13 protein-coding genes are annotated in these 18,812 nt (G+C 39.7%); 8 read left to right on the forward strand and 5 right to left on the reverse strand.

All coding sequences use genetic code 11. The annotated features are described in order from the left end of the window. Positions 1 to 9: 9 nt before the first annotated feature. A complete protein-coding gene (oppB, locus tag HMPREF2750_RS05365) occupies positions 10 to 930 on the reverse strand; it encodes an oligopeptide ABC transporter permease OppB (RefSeq protein ID WP_070582966.1) in 921 nt (306 codons plus the stop codon). Between the two features lie 80 nt (positions 931 to 1,010). Further along, the gene (locus HMPREF2750_RS05370) at positions 1,011 to 2,636 is read right to left on the reverse strand and encodes an ABC transporter substrate-binding protein (RefSeq protein WP_070582967.1); all 1,626 of its coding nucleotides are present in this window, start codon (positions 2,634 to 2,636) and stop codon (positions 1,011 to 1,013) included. Between the two features lie 292 nt (positions 2,637 to 2,928). Between HMPREF2750_RS05370 and tal the strand changes: the two genes are divergently transcribed. The 7 genes from tal (at position 2,929) to rpoC (ending at position 15,227) form a co-directional block, all read left to right on the forward strand. Further along, positions 2,929 to 3,882, forward strand: coding sequence for a transaldolase (gene tal / locus HMPREF2750_RS05375; protein WP_005697398.1), 954 nt, complete (start codon positions 2,929 to 2,931; stop codon positions 3,880 to 3,882). A gap of 200 nt (positions 3,883 to 4,082) precedes the next feature. Beyond that, positions 4,083 to 4,829, forward strand: coding sequence for an MlaA family lipoprotein (locus HMPREF2750_RS05380; protein ID WP_070582968.1), 747 nt, complete (start codon positions 4,083 to 4,085; stop codon positions 4,827 to 4,829). Between the two features lie 80 nt (positions 4,830 to 4,909). Further along, positions 4,910 to 5,299: a RidA family protein gene (locus tag HMPREF2750_RS05385; RefSeq protein ID WP_005694694.1), complete on the forward strand. Its 390-nt coding sequence runs from the start codon at positions 4,910 to 4,912 to the stop codon at positions 5,297 to 5,299. Between the two features lie 312 nt (positions 5,300 to 5,611). Beyond that, entirely contained in the window at positions 5,612 to 6,103 is a 492-nt protein-coding gene (rplJ, locus tag HMPREF2750_RS05390) for a 50S ribosomal protein L10 (RefSeq protein WP_005694693.1), read from the forward strand. Between the two features lie 54 nt (positions 6,104 to 6,157). After that, entirely contained in the window at positions 6,158 to 6,529 is a 372-nt protein-coding gene (gene rplL, locus HMPREF2750_RS05395) for a 50S ribosomal protein L7/L12 (RefSeq protein WP_049357197.1), read from the forward strand. Positions 6,530 to 6,824: 295 nt separating this feature from the next. Further along, a complete protein-coding gene (gene rpoB / locus HMPREF2750_RS05400) occupies positions 6,825 to 10,853 on the forward strand; it encodes a DNA-directed RNA polymerase subunit beta (protein WP_070582969.1) in 4,029 nt (1,342 codons plus the stop codon). Positions 10,854 to 10,976: 123 nt separating this feature from the next. Next, positions 10,977 to 15,227 carry a DNA-directed RNA polymerase subunit beta' gene (gene rpoC / locus HMPREF2750_RS05405; protein ID WP_070582970.1) on the forward strand — a complete coding sequence of 1,417 codons (4,251 nt, stop codon included), beginning with the start codon at positions 10,977 to 10,979 and terminating at the stop codon, positions 15,225 to 15,227. 186 nt (positions 15,228 to 15,413) lie between these two features. Here the strand turns inward: rpoC and HMPREF2750_RS05410 are convergent, their stop codons facing one another. Genes HMPREF2750_RS05410 through metN form a run of 3 tightly spaced genes read right to left on the reverse strand, consistent with a single transcriptional unit; the run spans position 15,414 to position 18,003 of the window. After that, positions 15,414 to 16,244 (reverse strand): MetQ/NlpA family lipoprotein, encoded by an 831-nt coding sequence (locus HMPREF2750_RS05410; protein WP_070582971.1) that lies wholly within the window; start codon positions 16,242 to 16,244, stop codon positions 15,414 to 15,416. Positions 16,245 to 16,283: 39 nt separating this feature from the next. Then, entirely contained in the window at positions 16,284 to 16,976 is a 693-nt protein-coding gene (locus HMPREF2750_RS05415) for a methionine ABC transporter permease (RefSeq protein WP_005694683.1), read from the reverse strand. Next, positions 16,966 to 18,003 (reverse strand): methionine ABC transporter ATP-binding protein MetN, encoded by a 1,038-nt coding sequence (gene metN / locus HMPREF2750_RS05420; RefSeq protein ID WP_005694681.1) that lies wholly within the window; start codon positions 18,001 to 18,003, stop codon positions 16,966 to 16,968. The genes HMPREF2750_RS05415 and metN overlap by 11 nt, the downstream gene beginning before the upstream one ends. Before the next feature lie 174 nt (positions 18,004 to 18,177). On the opposite strand from metN, the gene gmhB reads away from it, so the two are divergent. Continuing rightward, on the forward strand, positions 18,178 to 18,732 hold the full coding sequence (gmhB, locus tag HMPREF2750_RS05425) for a D-glycero-beta-D-manno-heptose 1,7-bisphosphate 7-phosphatase (RefSeq protein WP_070582972.1): 555 nt from the start codon (positions 18,178 to 18,180) through the stop codon (positions 18,730 to 18,732). Positions 18,733 to 18,812: the final 80 nt, after the last annotated feature.

Below are 18,812 nucleotides of genomic sequence, written 5' to 3' on the forward strand. Positions count from 1 at the left end.
AACTTATCCTTAATAACGAATTTTTGGATCGATGATGGCGTATAAAATATCCACAATCGCATTAAATAAAATGGTTAATGTGCCAACTAAGATAGTGAGGCTCAAAACTAATGAATAATCGCGGTTCAATGCGCCGTTTACAAATAATAACCCCATGCCAGGTAAACCAAATACGCTTTCGATAACCATTGAGCCGGTAATAATCCCTACGAAAGCGGGGCCTAAATAGGTTATCACGGGTAAAAGAGCAGGGCGCAAAGCATGTTTTAAAATGATTCTCGAAGTAGAAAGTCCTTTAGCTTTGGCGGTACGAATAAAGTTGGAGTGCAGCACTTCAATCATCGAGCCACGCATGATACGCGCAATCCCTGCAACATAAGCGATAGTTAAGGATGCTACGGGTAAAATAATGTACATTGCTGAACCGCCATTCCAACCGCCAGCGGGTAACCACCCCAAATAAATGGCAAAAATCAGTACTAAGACTGGTGCGAAGACGAAACTTGGCATAATTACGCCAAGCATTGAGAAACTCATCAAAATATAATCCCAACGGCTATTTTGATTGAGTGCGGCAAGCGTACCCGTTGTGACACCTAATACCACAGCAAAGGCGAAAGCGACCATCCCTAATTTTAAGGAAACAGGGAAGGCTGATGCGATTAAATCATTGACCGATTGATCTTTATATTTGAAAGAGGGGCCAAAATCACCTTTGGAAAGGTTTTCCAAATAAAGGAAATATTGTTTATGTAATGGTTCATTTAAATGATACTTCGCTTCGATATTAGCCATGACTTCTGGTGGATAAGCGCGTTCAGAAGTGAACGGGCTGCCAGGGGCGAGACGCATCAAAAAGAAAGAAAAAGTAATCAAAATAAACAGCGTTGGCAAGGCTTCCAACAGCCGTTTAAAAATAAACTTGAGCATAACAACTCCAACCAAAATGGGTGAAAAGTGCGGTCAAAAAACACGATAATTTTTAACCGCACTTAAATACGAACAACGAATTAATGTTTAATAATATAAAGGTTGCGTAAGTAAATGTGATCTTGTGGATCTTTGCCTGAATAACCTTTTACGTAAGGTTTCACTAAGCGTGGATTCACATAGTTAAAGATTGGCACGATACCGAAATCTTTTGCAAGAATTTCTTCGGCTTTCGCGTAGGCTTTTGCACGTCCTTCCGCATCCGTTGCAACATAAGATTCAGCAATGGCTTTATCGTATTCAGGGTTCGCATATTTTGCGGTATTGTTACTCGAATTAGATAAGAAATAGTTGCCGAATGTTGTGGCTTGGTTGTAATCCGCATTCCATCCTGCACGTGCCGCGTCGTAACGACCCGCACGACGGCTATCAATGTAAGTTTTCCACTCTTGGTTTTCTAATTTCACATCAATCAAACCTTTGGTGTTCGCTTTCCACATAGATGCTGCAGCAATGGCCACTTTTTTGTGGTTTTCATTAGTATTGTAAAGAATGGTGAATTTCAACGGATTCGCTTTGCTGTAACCGGCTTCTTCTAAGAGTTTAATGGCTTCTTCATTACGTTGTGCCATCGGTTCTTTTGAATAAGCAGGTTGTTGAATGAGATGACCTTCTTCGATGTAAGTTGGGGTAAACACATAGGTTGGTGTTTGACCTTGGCCCAATACTTTATCGGTGATCACATTACGATCAAGGGATAAGTTCAAGGCTTTGCGAATATTCACGTTATCAAAAGGTGCTTTCTTATTGTTTAACTCATAAGAATAAGTTGCTAGGGTACGAGTAATGTATACTTCGCCTGGCAATTCTTTTTGTAATTTAGCGAATTGTTCTGGCGGTAAACCATAATTGGTCATGTCTAAATCACCTGCACGATAACGCGCTACATCGGTACTTGGGTTTTCAATCGCAAGGAATGTTGCACTGTTAATGACAGTCTCTTTATCGTTCCAGTAGAGAGGGTTGCGTTCAAATTCGATTTTTTCGTTAATAATGTGGTTTGCCAGTTTATAGGCACCGTTACCTACATAGTTTTCTTTTTTCACCCATGCATCACCTAATTTTTCGACTACTTTTTGCGGTAATGGCAATAAGGATTGGTGAGTCGTTAAACTAACCGCATAAGGAACAGGATTGGTCGCATGAACTACAAAGGTATAATCATCTTTTGCTTCAACCCCTAATTCAGCTGGTTTTTTCTTACCGTCAATGATGTCTTGCGCATTTTCAACTTGTAAATAACTTAGGTAACTTGCATAAGGCGCAGCAGTTGCAGGATCCACTAAACGACGCCAAGCAAACACAAAATCGTGCGCGGTAACGGGATCACCGTTTGACCATTTAGCATCTTTACGCAAATGGAATGTCCAAGTTTTGAAGTCAGGTGTATTTTCCCAGCTTTCAGCCACACCTGGTTGAAGTTTACCTTCAGAGTCTGAGGTGACTAAGCCTTCAAGTAATTGATAAGCAACGGCAGATTCTGGCACACCTTCGGTTTTTTGTGGGTCAAAACTTTGTGGTTCTGCCCCGTTATTGATGACGATATGCTGTTTTTCATCTAATTGCGTTCCCTCAGGTACTATAACCGCTTGAGCAGAATAGGAAAGAGCAAGAGCAATTGCAGAGAAAAGTAGTTTGTGTTGCATTTGAGCCTCCTTGTCATTAGGCGATATTTTTATAAAGAGTCCTTCTCTTATTAGCTCAAAAATTCATGTTTGTAAAGATTTGTAAGGTGATTATTTAAAGAAAAATAACGTTTTGTGATTTGTATCTAATAAATCGCGAAAAAATTGCTAAAAGTGATGGTATGAGAAGGTAAATCTAGAATGTATTGGTTTTTCCTATCGTAAATATTTTCCTGGACGAATTACCCTTTTAAAGCTAATTATGCTATCGTAAGACAGTTGAATTCAAACAAATCCATTCAAGGAGAATATAATGACAACTCAGTTAGATTCACTTCGTAGTATGACCGTCGTTGTGGCTGATACTGGCGATATTGATGCCATTAAAAAATACCAACCGCAAGATGCAACAACAAACCCATCTTTAATTTTAAGTGCTTCAGCATTACCACAATATGCACCATTAATTGATGAAGCGATTGCTTATGCCAAAGCACAAAGTGCGGATAAAGCTCAACAATTAATTGATGCTGAAGATAAATTAGCGGTAAACATCGGTTTAGAAATTTTAAAAATTGTCCCTGGACGTATTTCAACTGAAGTGGATGCGCGACTTTCTTACGATACCCAAGCAACTGTTGAAAAAGCACGTAAACTTATCGCACTTTATAATGCTGCAGGTATTTCAAATGATCGTATTTTGATCAAAATTGCTTCAACATGGCAAGGTATTCGTGCAGCAGAAATTCTTGAAAAAGAAGGGATTAACTGTAACTTAACCTTATTATTCTCCGAAGCGCAAGCTCGTGCATGTGCTGAAGCGGGTGTTTATTTAATTTCGCCATTCGTAGGTCGTATCTTAGACTGGTACAAAGCAAATACCGATAAAAAAGAATATGCTCCGGCAGAAGACCCTGGTGTTATTTCTGTAACTAAAATTTATAACTACTACAAAGAATACGGTTATAAAACAGTGGTAATGGGTGCAAGTTTCCGTAATGTCGGTGAAATTATTGAATTAGCAGGTTGTGATCGTTTAACTATCGCTCCCGCTTTACTCAAAGAATTACAAGAAAATTCAACCGCACTTGTACGTAAACTAGACTACAAAGGTGAAGTAAAAGCGAAACCTCAACCATTAACTGAAGCTGAATTCTACTGGCAACATAACAGTGATGCGATGGCTGTCGAAAAATTAGCAGAGGGGATTCGTAAATTTGCAGTTGACCAAGAGAAATTAGAAGCAATGCTTTCAGCAAAACTTTAATTTAATAGATAAGAAAGTGCGGTTAGAAATAACCGCACTTTTTTTGTTTATGCAGAGAAAAAAGTGATTTTTTGAAAACTAAAAATACGATTTCAATAATGGCTAATAGAAAGAGCAATCCAAAGGCTGAAATAAATTCTTTTGTAGTTATCTTCCAACTTGGTTAGAATAAAGACAATTTTTTGTAATAGGAAAGTGGAATGAAAAAAGCACCTTTACTTGCGGTAGGCTTAATGGCAACGGCTGTTTTAACAGGTTGTGCAACTAAAGCTGATGGTGAACGCAATGATAAATTAGAAGGTTTTAACCGTACAATGTTTGATTTTAACTATAAAGTCATGGATCGCTATGTGTTGGAACCAGCAGCAAAAGGCTGGCGTGATTACGTGCCGACACCGGTCACAAAAGGTTTATCCAATGTGGCAAACAACTTGGATGAGCCAGTGAGCTTTGTAAACCGTTTATTAGAAGGTGAGCCGAAAAAAGCCTTTGTTCACTTTAACCGTTTCTGGATTAACTCCACCTTTGGTATTGGTGGTTTATTTGATTTTGCCAGTGCAAGTAAAGATCTGCAGGTTTATGATCAACGTAGCTTTGGGGAAACATTGGGCACCTATGGTGTAGATGCGGGCACTTATATTGTATTGCCAATTTATAATGCGACGACACCTCGTCAATTAACTGGTGCAGTGGTCGATGCTGCTTATACTTATCCGTTCTGGAATTGGGTGGGCGGTCCGTGGTCACTGGTGAAATATGGTGTGCAAGCCGTAGATAAGCGCTCAAAAACATTGGACCAAACCGAGTTGCTAAATCAAGCACAAGATCCTTATGTTACTTTCCGCGAAGCTTATTATCAGAATTTAGAATTTAAAGTCAATGATGGCAAAGTAAAAGAAAGCTCACAGAAAGAATTGTCTGATGATGTATTAAAAGAGATTGATTAAGAATACTCGTATAAGCGATAAAGTCACTTATATGTTAGGATAGCAAGCGTATTTATACGTCAATATTAAAGGAGAATATCATGACTAAAATCATTCATACAGAAAAAGCCCCAGCAGCAATTGGTCCTTATGTTCAAGCTGTAGATCTTGGTAATTTAGTTTTGACATCTGGTCAAATCCCAGTTAATCCAGCAACAGGTGAAGTACCAAAAGATATTGTAGCTCAGGCGCGTCAATCGTTAGAAAACGTTAAAGCGATTATTGAGCAGGCTGGTTTGAAAGTGGGTGATATTGTAAAAACCACTGTGTTTGTGAAAGATCTTAATGATTTTGCAGCAGTAAATGCAGAGTATGAGAAATTCTTTAAAGAAAATAATCACCCGAATTTCCCTGCTCGTTCTTGCGTAGAAGTTGCTCGCTTACCAAAAGATGTTGGCTTAGAAATCGAAGCGATTGCGGTAAGAAAATAATAGGAAAGTGCGGTTAAAATCTGCAGATTTTTTCTACAATAGACTTTACAAGAGCGAGATTAATCACTATAATCTCGCTCCTAAATTACGCTTAGCGTAAAATTTCTGGTTGGTGCTTGACCTATTCAAGCCCCGTCCAAGACCGTAGGGAATGGTTAGCAATAATCATCTTAATAATCCTACGTAGATGGTGAACAGAATAAGAATATTTCTTGCTTCTGGGCACCGAAGTCGTCCTAGTCTGAAAGATAACTCTTTCGATGAGGTAAATTAATTCCGAGAAATCGGAGTGTATTCAGGAGCTAAAAGCCAATGGCATTAAATCTTCAAGACAAACAAGCAATTGTTGCTGAAGTAAATGAAGCAGCCAAAGGTGCACTTTCAGCAGTAATCGCGGATTCTCGCGGTGTAACTGTTGATAAAATGACTGAATTACGTAAAGCAGCTCGTGAAGCTGGTGTAACAATGCGCGTTGTTCGTAATACTTTATTACGTCGTGCGGTTGAAGGCACTGATTTCGAATGCTTACAAGATACGTTTGTAGGTCCAACACTTATCGCATTCTCTAATGAACACCCAGGTGCAGCAGCACGTTTGTTCAAAGATTTTGCTAAAGCAAACGATAAGTTTGAAATTAAAGGTGCAGCCTTTGAAGGTAAGATCCAAGATGTTGAATTCTTAGCAACATTACCAACTTACGAAGAAGCAATTGCACGTTTAATGGGCACAATGAAAGAAGCTGCGGCAGGCAAACTTGTTCGCACTTTTGCGGCATTACGCGACAAATTACAAGAAGCAGCTTAATCATTAAGCGTTTCTTACTTCATTTAACTTTATTAATTTTAGGAATTGATTGTTATGTCATTAACTAACGAACAAATCATTGAAGCGATTGCTTCTAAATCTGTAACTGAAATCGTTGAATTAATCGCAGCGATGGAAGAAAAATTCGGCGTTTCTGCAGCAGCAGTAGCAGCAGCTCCAGCAGCTGGCGGCGCAGCAGCAGCGGCAGAAGAAAAAACTGAATTCGACGTAGTTCTTGCTGAAGCTGGTGCTAACAAAGTAGCAGTTATCAAAGCAGTACGTGGTGCAACTGGTTTAGGCTTAAAAGAAGCTAAAGACTTAGTTGAATCTGCTCCAGCTAACTTAAAAGAAGGCATTTCTAAAGAAGAAGCTGAAGCACTTAAGAAAGAATTAGAAGAAGCTGGTGCAAAAGTAGAAATCAAATAATTTTTGATTTACTTATGTCCTGTTTCTCAGGCTTAATGGCTGGTGGTTTACCATCAGCCATTTTGTGCTATCAAAAACAGCACAAAAAACAGATAGGCATTTTCCGTTTAATGGTATCTGTTTCCACTTAAATTAATCAGACGTTTTAATTTAAGTAGCCCACTACAGAAGTAAGGTTCAGAGTGCGGTATCCGAAACGGCGTCAATCTCCGATATAAATAAAAGCGTCAATCAATTTGACCGCACTTTTTTATATCAACTCGGTCTCACTAAAATTTACAGAGGAAAACCAATAATGGGTTACTCCTATACTGAGAAAAAACGAATTCGTAAAGACTTCGGCAAACGTCCGCAAGTTTTAAATGTACCTTATTTATTAACCATCCAATTAGATTCTTTTGATAAATTCATTCAAAAAGATCCTGAAGGTCAACAAGGCTTAGAAGCTGCATTCCGTTCTGTTTTCCCAATCGTAAGCAATAACGGTTATACAGAATTACAATATGTTGATTACCGTTTAGAAGAGCCAGAATTTGATGTACGTGAATGCCAAATTCGCGGTTCAACTTATGCGGCAGGTTTACGCGTAAAATTACGTTTAGTTAGCTACGATAAAGAATCTTCATCACGCGCAGTCAAAGACATTAAAGAAAGCGAAGTATATATGGGTGAAATCCCATTAATGACTGACAACGGTACCTTTGTTATCAATGGTACTGAGCGTGTTATCGTTTCACAATTACACCGTAGCCCGGGCGTATTCTTTGATTCTGACAAAGGTAAAACACACTCTTCAGGTAAAGTGCTTTATAACGCACGCATTATCCCTTACCGTGGTTCTTGGTTAGATTTCGAATTTGATCCAAAAGATAACTTATATGCGCGTATTGACCGCCGTCGTAAATTACCGGCAACCATTATTTTACGTGCGTTAGGTTACACTGTTGAAGAAATCTTAAACTTATTCTTCGACAAAGTAACTTTCGAAATCGCTGGCAATAAATTACTCATGACATTAGTGCCAGAACGTCTACGTGGTGAAACGGCGACATTTGATATTGAAGCAAATGGCAAAGTCTATGTAGAACGCGGTCGTCGTATCACAGCTCGTCACATCAAAGCATTAGAAAAAGATAATGTGACACAAGTTGAAGTGCCAACTGAATATATCGCAGGTAAAGTTGCAGCGAAAGATTATGTAGATCTTGAATCTGGTGAAATCATTTGCCCAGCAAATGGCGAGATTTCTTTAGAAGTGTTAGCGAAATTATCGCAAGCAGGCTATAAAGTGATCGAAACATTATTCACCAATGACTTAGATTACGGTCCATATATCTCTGAAACATTACGTGTTGATCCAACTTACGATCGTGTAAGTGCATTATATGAAATCTATCGTATGATGCGTCCAGGTGAACCACCTACACCAGAATCTTCAGAAGCATTATTCAATAACTTATTCTTCTCTGCAGAACGTTATGATTTATCTGCAGTAGGTCGTATGAAGTTTAATCGCTCGTTAGGTATTCCTGAAGGCGAGGGTACGGGTATTTTAAGTAACGAGGATATCATTCGCGTGATGAAAAAACTCATCGATATCCGTAATGGTCGTGGTGAAGTGGATGATATTGACCACTTGGGTAACCGTCGTATTCGCTCAGTGGGTGAAATGGCTGAAAACCAATTCCGTATTGGTTTAGTTCGTGTAGAAAGAGCAGTTAAAGAGCGTTTATCTTTAGGCGATTTAGATGCGATCACGCCACAAGACTTAATTAATCCAAAACCAATTTCTGCGGCAGTGAAAGAATTCTTTGGTTCTTCACAACTTTCGCAATTCATGGACCAAAATAACCCATTATCAGAAGTGACACACAAACGTCGTATTTCTGCATTAGGTCCAGGTGGTTTAACGCGTGAACGCGCAGGCTTTGAGGTTCGTGACGTACATAACACTCACTATGGTCGTTTATGTCCAATCGAAACCCCTGAAGGTCCAAACATCGGTTTGATCAACTCACTTTCTGCGTTTGCTCGTACTAACGATTATGGTTTCTTAGAAACCCCATATCGTAAAGTAGTGAATGGTCAAGTAACCGAAGAAATCGAATACTTATCTGCAATTGATGAAGCAAACTACATCATTGCACAGGCTAACTCAAACCTTGATGAGAACAATCGCTTTACAGATGCATTCGTTACTGCTCGTGGTGAACGTGGTGAATCTGGTCTTTATAAACCAGAAGAAATTCATTATATGGACGTTTCAACCCAACAAGTCGTATCTGTGGCTGCTGCGTTAATTCCATTCTTAGAGCATGACGATGCGAACCGTGCCTTAATGGGTGCGAACATGCAACGTCAGGCGGTCCCTACTTTACGTGCTGATAAGCCGTTAGTAGGTACAGGTATGGAAAAACCAATCGCACTAGACTCTGGTGTGGCGGTTGTAGCAAAACGTGGTGGTACAGTTCAATACGTTGATGCATCTCGTATCGTTATCAAAGTAAATGAAGATGAAACTGTAGCTGGCGAAGCGGGTATCGATATTTATAACTTAATTAAATACACTCGTTCTAACCAAAATACCTGTATCAACCAAATTCCTTGTGTGAATTTAGGCGATCCAATTAACCGTGGTGAAGTATTAGCAGATGGTCCTTCAACAGACTTAGGTGAATTAGCATTAGGTCAAAATATCCGTGTGGCGTTCATGCCTTGGAACGGTTATAACTTCGAAGACTCAATGTTAGTTTCTGAGCGTGTAGTACAACAAGATCGCTTTACGACAATCCACATTCAAGAATTGTCTTGTGTGGCGCGTGATACTAAATTAGGTTCTGAAGAAATCACTGCGGATATTCCAAACGTAGGTGAATCTGCATTAAGCAAATTGGATGAATCAGGTATCGTTTATGTGGGTGCTGAAGTGAAAGGTGGTGACATCTTAGTCGGTAAAGTAACCCCTAAAGGCGAAACACAGTTAACACCAGAAGAAAAATTGTTACGTGCAATCTTCGGTGAAAAAGCCTCTGATGTGAAAGACTCTTCATTACGCGTACCAAACAGCGTAAGCGGTACTGTAATTGACGTTCAAGTCTTCACTCGTGATGGCGTAGAAAAAGACAAACGTGCATTAGAAATTGAAGAAATGCAGTTAAAACAAGCTAAGAAAGACCTTTCTGATGAATTAGAAATCTTAGAAGCTGGCTTGTTTGCTCGTGTACGTAATGTACTTATCGCTGGCGGTATTGATGCGGCTCAATTAGATAAAATGGATCGCACCAAATGGTTAGAGCAAACCATTTCTGATGAAGAAAAACAAAACCAATTAGAACAGCTTGCTGAGCAATATGAAGAATTACGTAAAGAGTTTGAACACAAACTTGAAGTAAAACGTAAGAAAATCATTAAAGGCGATGACCTTGCACCAGGTGTGTTAAAAGTGGTTAAAGTTTACCTTGCGGTGAAACGTCACATCCAACCGGGTGATAAAATGGCGGGTCGTCACGGTAACAAAGGTGTTATCTCAAAAATCAACCCTGTGGAAGATATGCCATACGATGAAAACGGTCAACCGGTTGAAATCGTATTGAACCCACTGGGCGTACCGTCTCGTATGAACATCGGTCAGATCTTAGAAACCCACTTAGGCTTAGCGGCGAAAGGTATCGGTGATCAAATCAATGCGATGATCAAACAAAAACAAGATGTTGAGAAACTTCGTGGCTATATGCAAAAAGCATACGATTTAGGTCATGGCGCACAAAAAGTTGATTTAAGCACCTTTAGCGATGACGAAATCATGCGTTTAGCAGAAAACCTACGTAAAGGTTTGCCGGTAGCAACACCAGTCTTTGATGGTGCTGATGAGCAAGAAATCAAAGAAATGTTGAAACTTGGTGGCTTACCAACTTCAGGTCAGATCACGTTATACGATGGTCGTACTGGTGAGAAATTCGAGCGTCCAGTAACCGTAGGTTATATGTACATGCTTAAATTGAACCACTTAGTTGATGACAAAATGCATGCTCGTTCAACTGGTTCTTATAGTCTTGTTACTCAACAACCACTTGGTGGTAAAGCACAATTCGGTGGTCAACGTTTCGGTGAGATGGAGGTATGGGCACTTGAAGCATACGGTGCGGCTTACACCTTACAAGAAATGTTAACTGTGAAATCCGATGACGTGAATGGCCGTACGAAAATGTACAAAAACATCGTTGGCGGCAACCAACAAATGGACCCGGGTACACCGGAATCTTTCAACGTAATTATGAAAGAAATCCGTTCACTTGGTTTGAATATCGAGTTAGACGAAGAGTAATCGACAAACCTGCCTTCCCCTGTTCGCAGGGGAAGCAAAAGGAAGAAATCGCCGAAGTGCGGTTAAAAAACAAAATATTTTTGACCGCACTTTGAAACCCTTAACTCCGACAGGAGACTATTTGTGAAAGACTTAGTTAAGTTTTTAAAAGCACAATCAAAAACGAGTGAAGATTTTGATGTGATTAAAATTGGGTTAGCTTCTCCAGACATGATCCGTTCTTGGTCATTTGGTGAAGTTAAAAAACCTGAAACAATCAACTATCGTACGTTCAAACCTGAGCGTGATGGTCTTTTCTGTGCACGTATTTTCGGGCCGGTAAAAGATTACGAATGTTTATGCGGTAAATATAAACGCTTAAAACACCGTGGTGTGATTTGTGAAAAATGTGGTGTTGAAGTTACACAAACTAAAGTGCGTCGTGAACGTATGGGCCACATTGAGTTGGCTTGTCCAGTTGCACACATTTGGTTCTTAAAATCACTTCCATCCCGTATCGGTTTATTACTTGATATGCCATTACGTGATATTGAACGTGTGCTTTACTTTGAAATGTACATCGTGACCGAACCGGGTATGACCGATTTGGAACGTGGACAGTTATTAACTGAAGAACAATTCCTTGATGCAGAAGACCGTTGGCAAGATGAATTCGAAGCGAAAATGGGTGCTGAAGCAATTCAAGATTTACTTAAAGGTATTGATCTTGAAGTGGAATGTGAAAAATTACGTGAAGAGTTACAAGAAACTAACTCTGAAACAAAACGTAAGAAAATCACTAAACGCTTAAAATTATTAGAAGCTTTCCAACAGTCTGGTAATAAACCAGAGTGGATGGTGATGACTGTATTACCAGTACTTCCACCAGATTTACGTCCGTTAGTACCATTAGATGGTGGTCGTTTTGCAACATCTGATTTGAACGATTTATATCGTCGCGTGATCAACCGTAACAACCGTTTAAAACGTTTATTAGATTTAATTGCACCAGATATTATTGTGCGCAACGAAAAACGTATGTTACAAGAATCTGTTGATGCGTTATTAGATAATGGTCGTCGTGGTCGTGCTATTACGGGTTCTAACCGTCGTCCATTAAAATCACTTGCGGATATGATCAAAGGTAAACAAGGTCGTTTCCGTCAAAACTTATTAGGTAAACGTGTTGACTATTCAGGCCGTTCTGTAATCACTGTAGGTCCATACCTGCACTTACACCAATGTGGTTTACCGAAGAAAATGGCATTGGAATTATTCCGTCCGTTTATCTATGCAAAATTAGAAAGCCGTGGTTATGCAACTACAATCAAAGCGGCTAAGAAAATGGTTGAGCGTGAAGACGCGATCGTTTGGGATATCTTGGCAGAAGTTATTCGTGAGCACCCAATTCTATTGAACCGTGCACCGACACTTCACCGTTTAGGTATCCAAGCGTTTGAACCACTTCTAATCGAAGGTAAAGCAATCCAGTTACACCCACTTGTTTGTGCGGCGTTCAACGCGGACTTCGATGGTGACCAAATGGCGGTTCACGTACCATTAACACTTGAAGCGCAGTTAGAAGCGCGCGCGTTAATGATGTCAACCAATAATGTACTTTCACCAGCAAACGGTGATCCAATTATCGTTCCATCACAAGACGTGGTGTTGGGTCTTTACTATATGACCCGTGAAAAAGTAAACGGTAAAGGCGAAGGCATGTTATTGCAAGATCCGCGCGAAGCTGAAAAAGCGTATCGCACAGGTGAAGCAGAATTACATTCTCGCGTTAAAGTACGTATTACTGAATATGTGAAAAATGAAACTGGCGAATTAGAAGATAAAACCACATTAACCGATACTACTATCGGTCGTGCAATCTTATGGATGATCGCGCCGAAAGGCATGCCTTATTCATTGTTCAACCAAACATTAGGTAAAAAAGCAATTTCTAAACTCATCAACGAAGCGTATCGTCGTTTAGGTTTGAAAGAAGCGGTAATGTTTGCTGACCATATTATGTATACCGGTTTTGCTTATGCTGCACGTTCTGGTTCTTCCGTGGGTATCGACGATATGGTTATCCCAGAGAAAAAATACGAAATTATTTCTGCAGCGGAAGAAGAAGTGGCAGAAATTCAAGAACAGTTCCAATCTGGTCTTGTAACAGCTGGCGAACGTTATAACAAGGTAATCGATATTTGGGCTGCGGCGAATGAGCGCGTAGCGAAAGCGATGATGGAAAACTTATCTCAGGAAGAAGTAATTAACCGTGAAGGTAACCCTGAGAAACAAGCTTCTTTCAACAGTATCTTTATGATGGCTGACTCTGGTGCGCGTGGTTCTGCAGCTCAGATTCGTCAGTTAGCAGGTATGCGTGGTTTGATGGCGCGTCCAGATGGTTCGATCATCGAAACTCCAATTACAGCGAACTTCCGTGAAGGTTTGAACGTACTTCAGTACTTTATTTCAACCCACGGTGCGCGTAAAGGTTTGGCGGATACTGCATTAAAAACAGCAAACTCTGGTTACTTAACTCGTCGTTTAGTTGACGTAGCACAAGACTTAGTGATCGTTGAAGATGACTGTGGTACGCATGAAGGCTTAGTCATGACCCCATTAATCGAAGGTGGTGATGAGAAAGTTCCACTTCGCGAATTAGTGTTAGGTCGTGTTGTGGCTGAAGATGTGTATAAGCCAGGTACAGAAGAAGTCTTGATTGCTCGTAACACTTTATTAGATGAAAAACTTTGTGATGTGTTGGATGCAAACTCAGTGGACAGCGTAAAAGTACGTTCTGTTGTAACTTGTGATACTGACTTCGGTGTCTGTGCGAAATGTTACGGTCGTGACTTAGCGCGTGGTCACCTCATCAACCAAGGTGAAGCAGTAGGTGTTATCGCTGCTCAATCTATCGGTGAGCCAGGTACACAGTTAACCATGCGTACGTTCCACATCGGTGGTGCAGCTTCTGCAGCCGCGAAAGAATCTAGCGTACAAATCAAAAACAACGGTACTTTACACCTTGCTAACGCAAAATTCGTTGTGAATGACGAAGGTAAATTAGTTTTAACTTCTCGTAATACTGAATTAACCGTAACTGATGCATTCGGTCGTACAAAAGAGCACTATAAAGTGCCTTACGGTACTGTATTGAATAAAGCAGACGGTCAAGAAGTATCAGCAGGTGAAACAGTGGCAAACTGGGATCCACATACCATGCCAGTTGTCTCTGAGGTATCCGGTTTTGTTAAATTCGTTGATATCGTGGACGGTTTAACTGTAACTCGTCAAACGGATGAATTAACCGGTCTTTCTTCTATTGTGGTACAAGACGTGGGTGAACGTGCAACTGCAGGTAAAGATTTACGTCCAACCATCAAATTAGTTGATGCAAAAGGTAACGATATCTTCTTACCTGAAACTGACGTTATTGCACAATACTTCTTACCAGGTAAAGCAATCGTAAGTTTAGATGACGGTGCGGAAGTAAAAGTGGGTGAACCACTTGCACGTATTCCACAAGAATCTGTAGGTACTAAAGATATTACCGGTGGTCTTCCACGCGTTGCTGATTTATTCGAAGCTCGTAAACCTAAAGAGCCTGCTATCTTGGCAGAAATTTCAGGTATCGTGTCCTTCGGTAAAGAAACCAAAGGTAAACGTCGCTTGCTAATCACCCCAACTGAAGGTGAAATTTACGAAGAAATGATTCCAAAATGGCGTCAGCTTAACGTATTTGAAGGCGAGATGGTAGAACGTGGTGATGTGATTTCTGATGGTGCAGAGACACCACACGATATCTTACGTTTACGTGGTGTTCGTGCTGTAACTGAATATATCGTGAACGAAGTGCAAGAAGTTTACCGCTTACAAGGGGTAAAAATTAACGATAAACACATCGAAGTTATCGTACGTCAAATGTTACGTAAAGCAGTCATCACAAAAGCTTATGACAGCGAATTCCTTGAAGGGGAACAAGTTGAAGTGGCTCGCGTGAAAATTGTAAACCGTAAACGTGAAGCGGAAGGTAAACCACCAGTTGAATTCGAACGTGAATTACTAGGTATTACCAAAGCATCATTGGCGACAGAGTCCTTCATTTCTGCAGCATCGTTCCAAGAAACCACTCGCGTGCTTACTGAAGCCGCAGTGGCGGGTAAACGTGATGAATTACGCGGCTTGAAAGAGAACGTAATCGTAGGTCGTTTAATCCCTGCAGGTACTGGTTTTGCCTATCACCAAGGTCGTCACAAAAAACGTATTGTAGACGATGTTGTGATTAAATTGTCTGAAGACGATGAAGCAGCAATTGCTGATGAATTCGTGATGACAGCAGACGATGCAACAACTAACTTAGCAGAAATGCTTAATATGGCAGATGATGCAGAGTAATCGCTAATCGATAAAAGAAAACCCGAGTTTAGGCTCGGGTTTTTTATTATCTCAATAAAGAAAGTGCGGTCAGTTTTTGATGAATTTTTCTTTTGGAAAAGTATCGAAAAAATGACCGTACTTTCTTTTCATCAATAAAAAAGCCACCTTAATCGGTGGCTTTGAAATATTTTGCTTAAGCTAAGATTACCAGCCTTTTACAACACCATCTTTAAAGTGTTTTTTCGCTTCTTGGTAAACTTCTTCAGTTTGGTATGCTTTGACGAAATCTTGGATCGCTTTGCTGTCTTTGTTGTCAGTACGTGCAACGATGATGTTTACGTATGGAGAATCTTTATCTTCTACGAATACACCGTTATCTTGTGCATTTAAGCCAACTTGACCCGCATAAGTGTTATTTACAACCGCAAGATCAACATCATCTAATGCACGAGCTGCAACAGAGGTATCCACTTCAGAAATTTTTAAGTTTTTCGGATTTTCAACGATATCTGCGACAGTTGAAAGAAGATCGTTAGAATTTTTAAGTTTGATTAAACCTTGTTTCTCAAGGAGGATTAATGCACGACCACGGTTTGATGGGTCATTTGGCACAACAACTTTCGCGCCATCTTTTAATTCATTTACATTTTTGATGGTTTTAGAATATCCAGCAAGTGGGTAAACAAAGGTATTACCAACGATCACTAAGTTGTTTAAGTTTTTCGCTTTTACATCTTCATCTAAGTAAGGTTTGTGTTGCATTGCGTTAGCATCTAAATCACCTTTGGATACAGCAGTATTTGGCAATGCGTAGTCATTGAATAAAACAAATTCAACATTTAAGTTGTATTTGTCTTTTGCCACTTTTGCAGCGGTTTCGGCTACTTGGTGCTCAGGACCCGCCATTACACCAACTTTGATTGATGTTGCTGCAGGCGCAGTTGACGCTGCATCTGCTTTTTTCTCTTCTTTACAACCTGTTAATACTAATGCTGACGCGATAGCGGTGATAGCAAATAAGTTTTTTAATTTCATGTTTTTTCCTTGTTGTGAATAAAATGGTATAGAAAATAATTAACGGTGATCTACTCGTTTTGCGAGCGTGTCGCCTAATTTTTGACTGAGCATGACGATTATCACGATAACAATCGTAGCCGCCCAAGTTACCGATGGCATATTACGATAGACGCCATAGTTAATGGCGAGGCTTCCTAAGCCGCCACCGCCTTGCGTTCCCGCCATTGCGGTATAGCCAATTAATGTCACGAAGGTGAGTGTAATCGCATTAATAAGCGTTGGTAAAGATTCAGGCAAATAGAATTTACGAATAATTTGCCAATTGGTTGCGCCCATGGCTTTTGCTGTTTCAGTCAAACCGGTTGGGATCTCAAAAAGTGCATTGCTCGTAAGACGTGCAAAAAATGGTGTTGCTGCAGCACTTAATGACACAATTGCCGCATTAGAACCAATACTACCGCCAGGAAGTAACCAACTGGTAAGCGGAATTAAAGCGAGTAACAAAATAATATAAGGGATTGAACGTCCGATATTAATAATGACGTTTAAGAACGCATTGAGTTTTTTGTTTTCTAAAATCGCGCCTTTATTGGTTAAAAAGGTTAAAAAACCAAGTGGTAAGCCTAATAAAGCCGCAATTAATGTCGACAATACTGACATATAAACCGTTTCAACGGTTGATACCGTTAATAAACTCGCAAAATTATCGGGGAATTGTTGGCTAAATGTTGCCCATAAATCATTGAACATAGCCTAGCACCTCTACTCGAACGTTATTTTCCATTAAATAAACTTTGGCTTGCGTAATCGCATCTTCATCACCTTCAACCTCCGCAATGGTAAAGCCAAATTTTACCCCACCGGCATAATCAATTTGTGAGGTTAAGATACTGAGCTCTACGCCAAATTTTTTCGATGCTTGAGAAAGTAATGGCGCATCGACGGAGCGACCAGTAAATTCAAATTTGATGATCGGATACGATTTGGCATGTTTTGGCGTATCAGATAAATTTTCTAAATATTCTTCCGGCAACGTAATGTGGAAAGTCGAACTGATAAATTCTTGGGCCAATTCTGTTTTCGGATTAGAGAAAATTTCGCTAACCGTGCCTTGTTCAATCAGGCGACCTTTATCAATCACGGCAACTTGATCGCAGATGCGTTTAACCACTTCCATTTCATGAGTGATAAGAAGAATGGTGATACCTAAAGTGCGGTTGATTTCTTTTAATAATTTTAGAATGGATTGAGTTGTAGCGGGATCCAATGCGCTGGTGGCTTCATCACAAAGTAAGACTTTAGGATCGCTTGCAAGTGCACGCGCAATCGCTACACGTTGTTTTTGACCGCCTGAGAGATTAGCTGGATACACATTATGTTTATCACTTAATCCTACAAGCGCTAAAAGTGCGGTCGTTTTTTCTTGAATTTCTGCTTTCGATTTATTTTCTAATTCAAGTGGCAATGCTACGTTTTCAAAAACGGTTCGAGAGGTCAACAAATTAAAATGTTGGAAAATCATGCCGATTTGGCGGCGTGTTTTCACTAATTCAGCATCAGAAAGTTGAGTCAGATCCACATCATCGATGATTACGGCACCGTGAGTTGGTCTTTCTAATAAGTTTACACAACGGATAAGTGTACTTTTACCAGCACCAGAAGCACCAATGACACCACAAATCTGACCCTTCGGCACATGTAATGAAACATTATCAAGTGCGGTCAGTTTTTTATCTGGAAGTGTAAAAATCTTCGTAATGTTATTTAGCTTAATCATATAAGCCCTTGTTCTCAGTTAATATTTGAATTTCATTTGTATTCTAGACGTCTAGAATGCTGTGTCAATATCTTCGGGGATCTTTTTTAGACAGATCGGTTATGACTTATTATTGCTTATATTAAGGATAAAAGGGATAATTTTGTCCTAAGAAAAAGATAAATGAGAAAATATATGAAGAAAGCTGTTTTTTTAGATCGTGATGGCACTTTAAATATCGACCATGGTTATGTCTATAAAATTGATGATTTCCAATTTATAGAAGGTAGCATTGATGCATTAAAATCATTAAAGGAAATGGGATATCTTTTGGTTTTAGTGACCAATCAATCAGGCATTGCTCGTGGATATTTTTCAGAAGATCAGTTTTTACAACTAACAGAATGGATGGATTGGTCATTGTCTGATCGTGGCGTGGATTTAGATGGTATTTATTATTGTCCTCATCATCCAGAAGGGAAAGGCGAATATAAAGAAGACTGTGAATGCAGAAAACCAAAAGCAGGTATGTTACTAGAGGCAATTAAAGCACTGGAAATCGATCCTGCACAATCTATTATGGTTGGCGATAAGATTGAAGATCTTAAAGCAGGTATTGGCGCAAAAGTGAAAACAAATATTTTAGTACGAACAGGCAAGCCTATTACAGAAGAGGGAGAGAACCTCGCTGATTATGTTTTGGATTCTATTGCAGATTTGCCAAGAATAGCAAAACGATTAATTAAGTAACAAAAATGATCTATTTTTTGTGCGAATAGGCGAAAAGATCTTCAAGCAATAAAAAATTTACATTTTTTTACAAAAAGATC

The sequence above is a fragment of the Haemophilus sp. HMSC066D02 genome (assembly GCF_001810545.1).
In the GTDB taxonomy this organism is placed as follows: domain Bacteria; phylum Pseudomonadota; class Gammaproteobacteria; order Enterobacterales; family Pasteurellaceae; genus Haemophilus_D.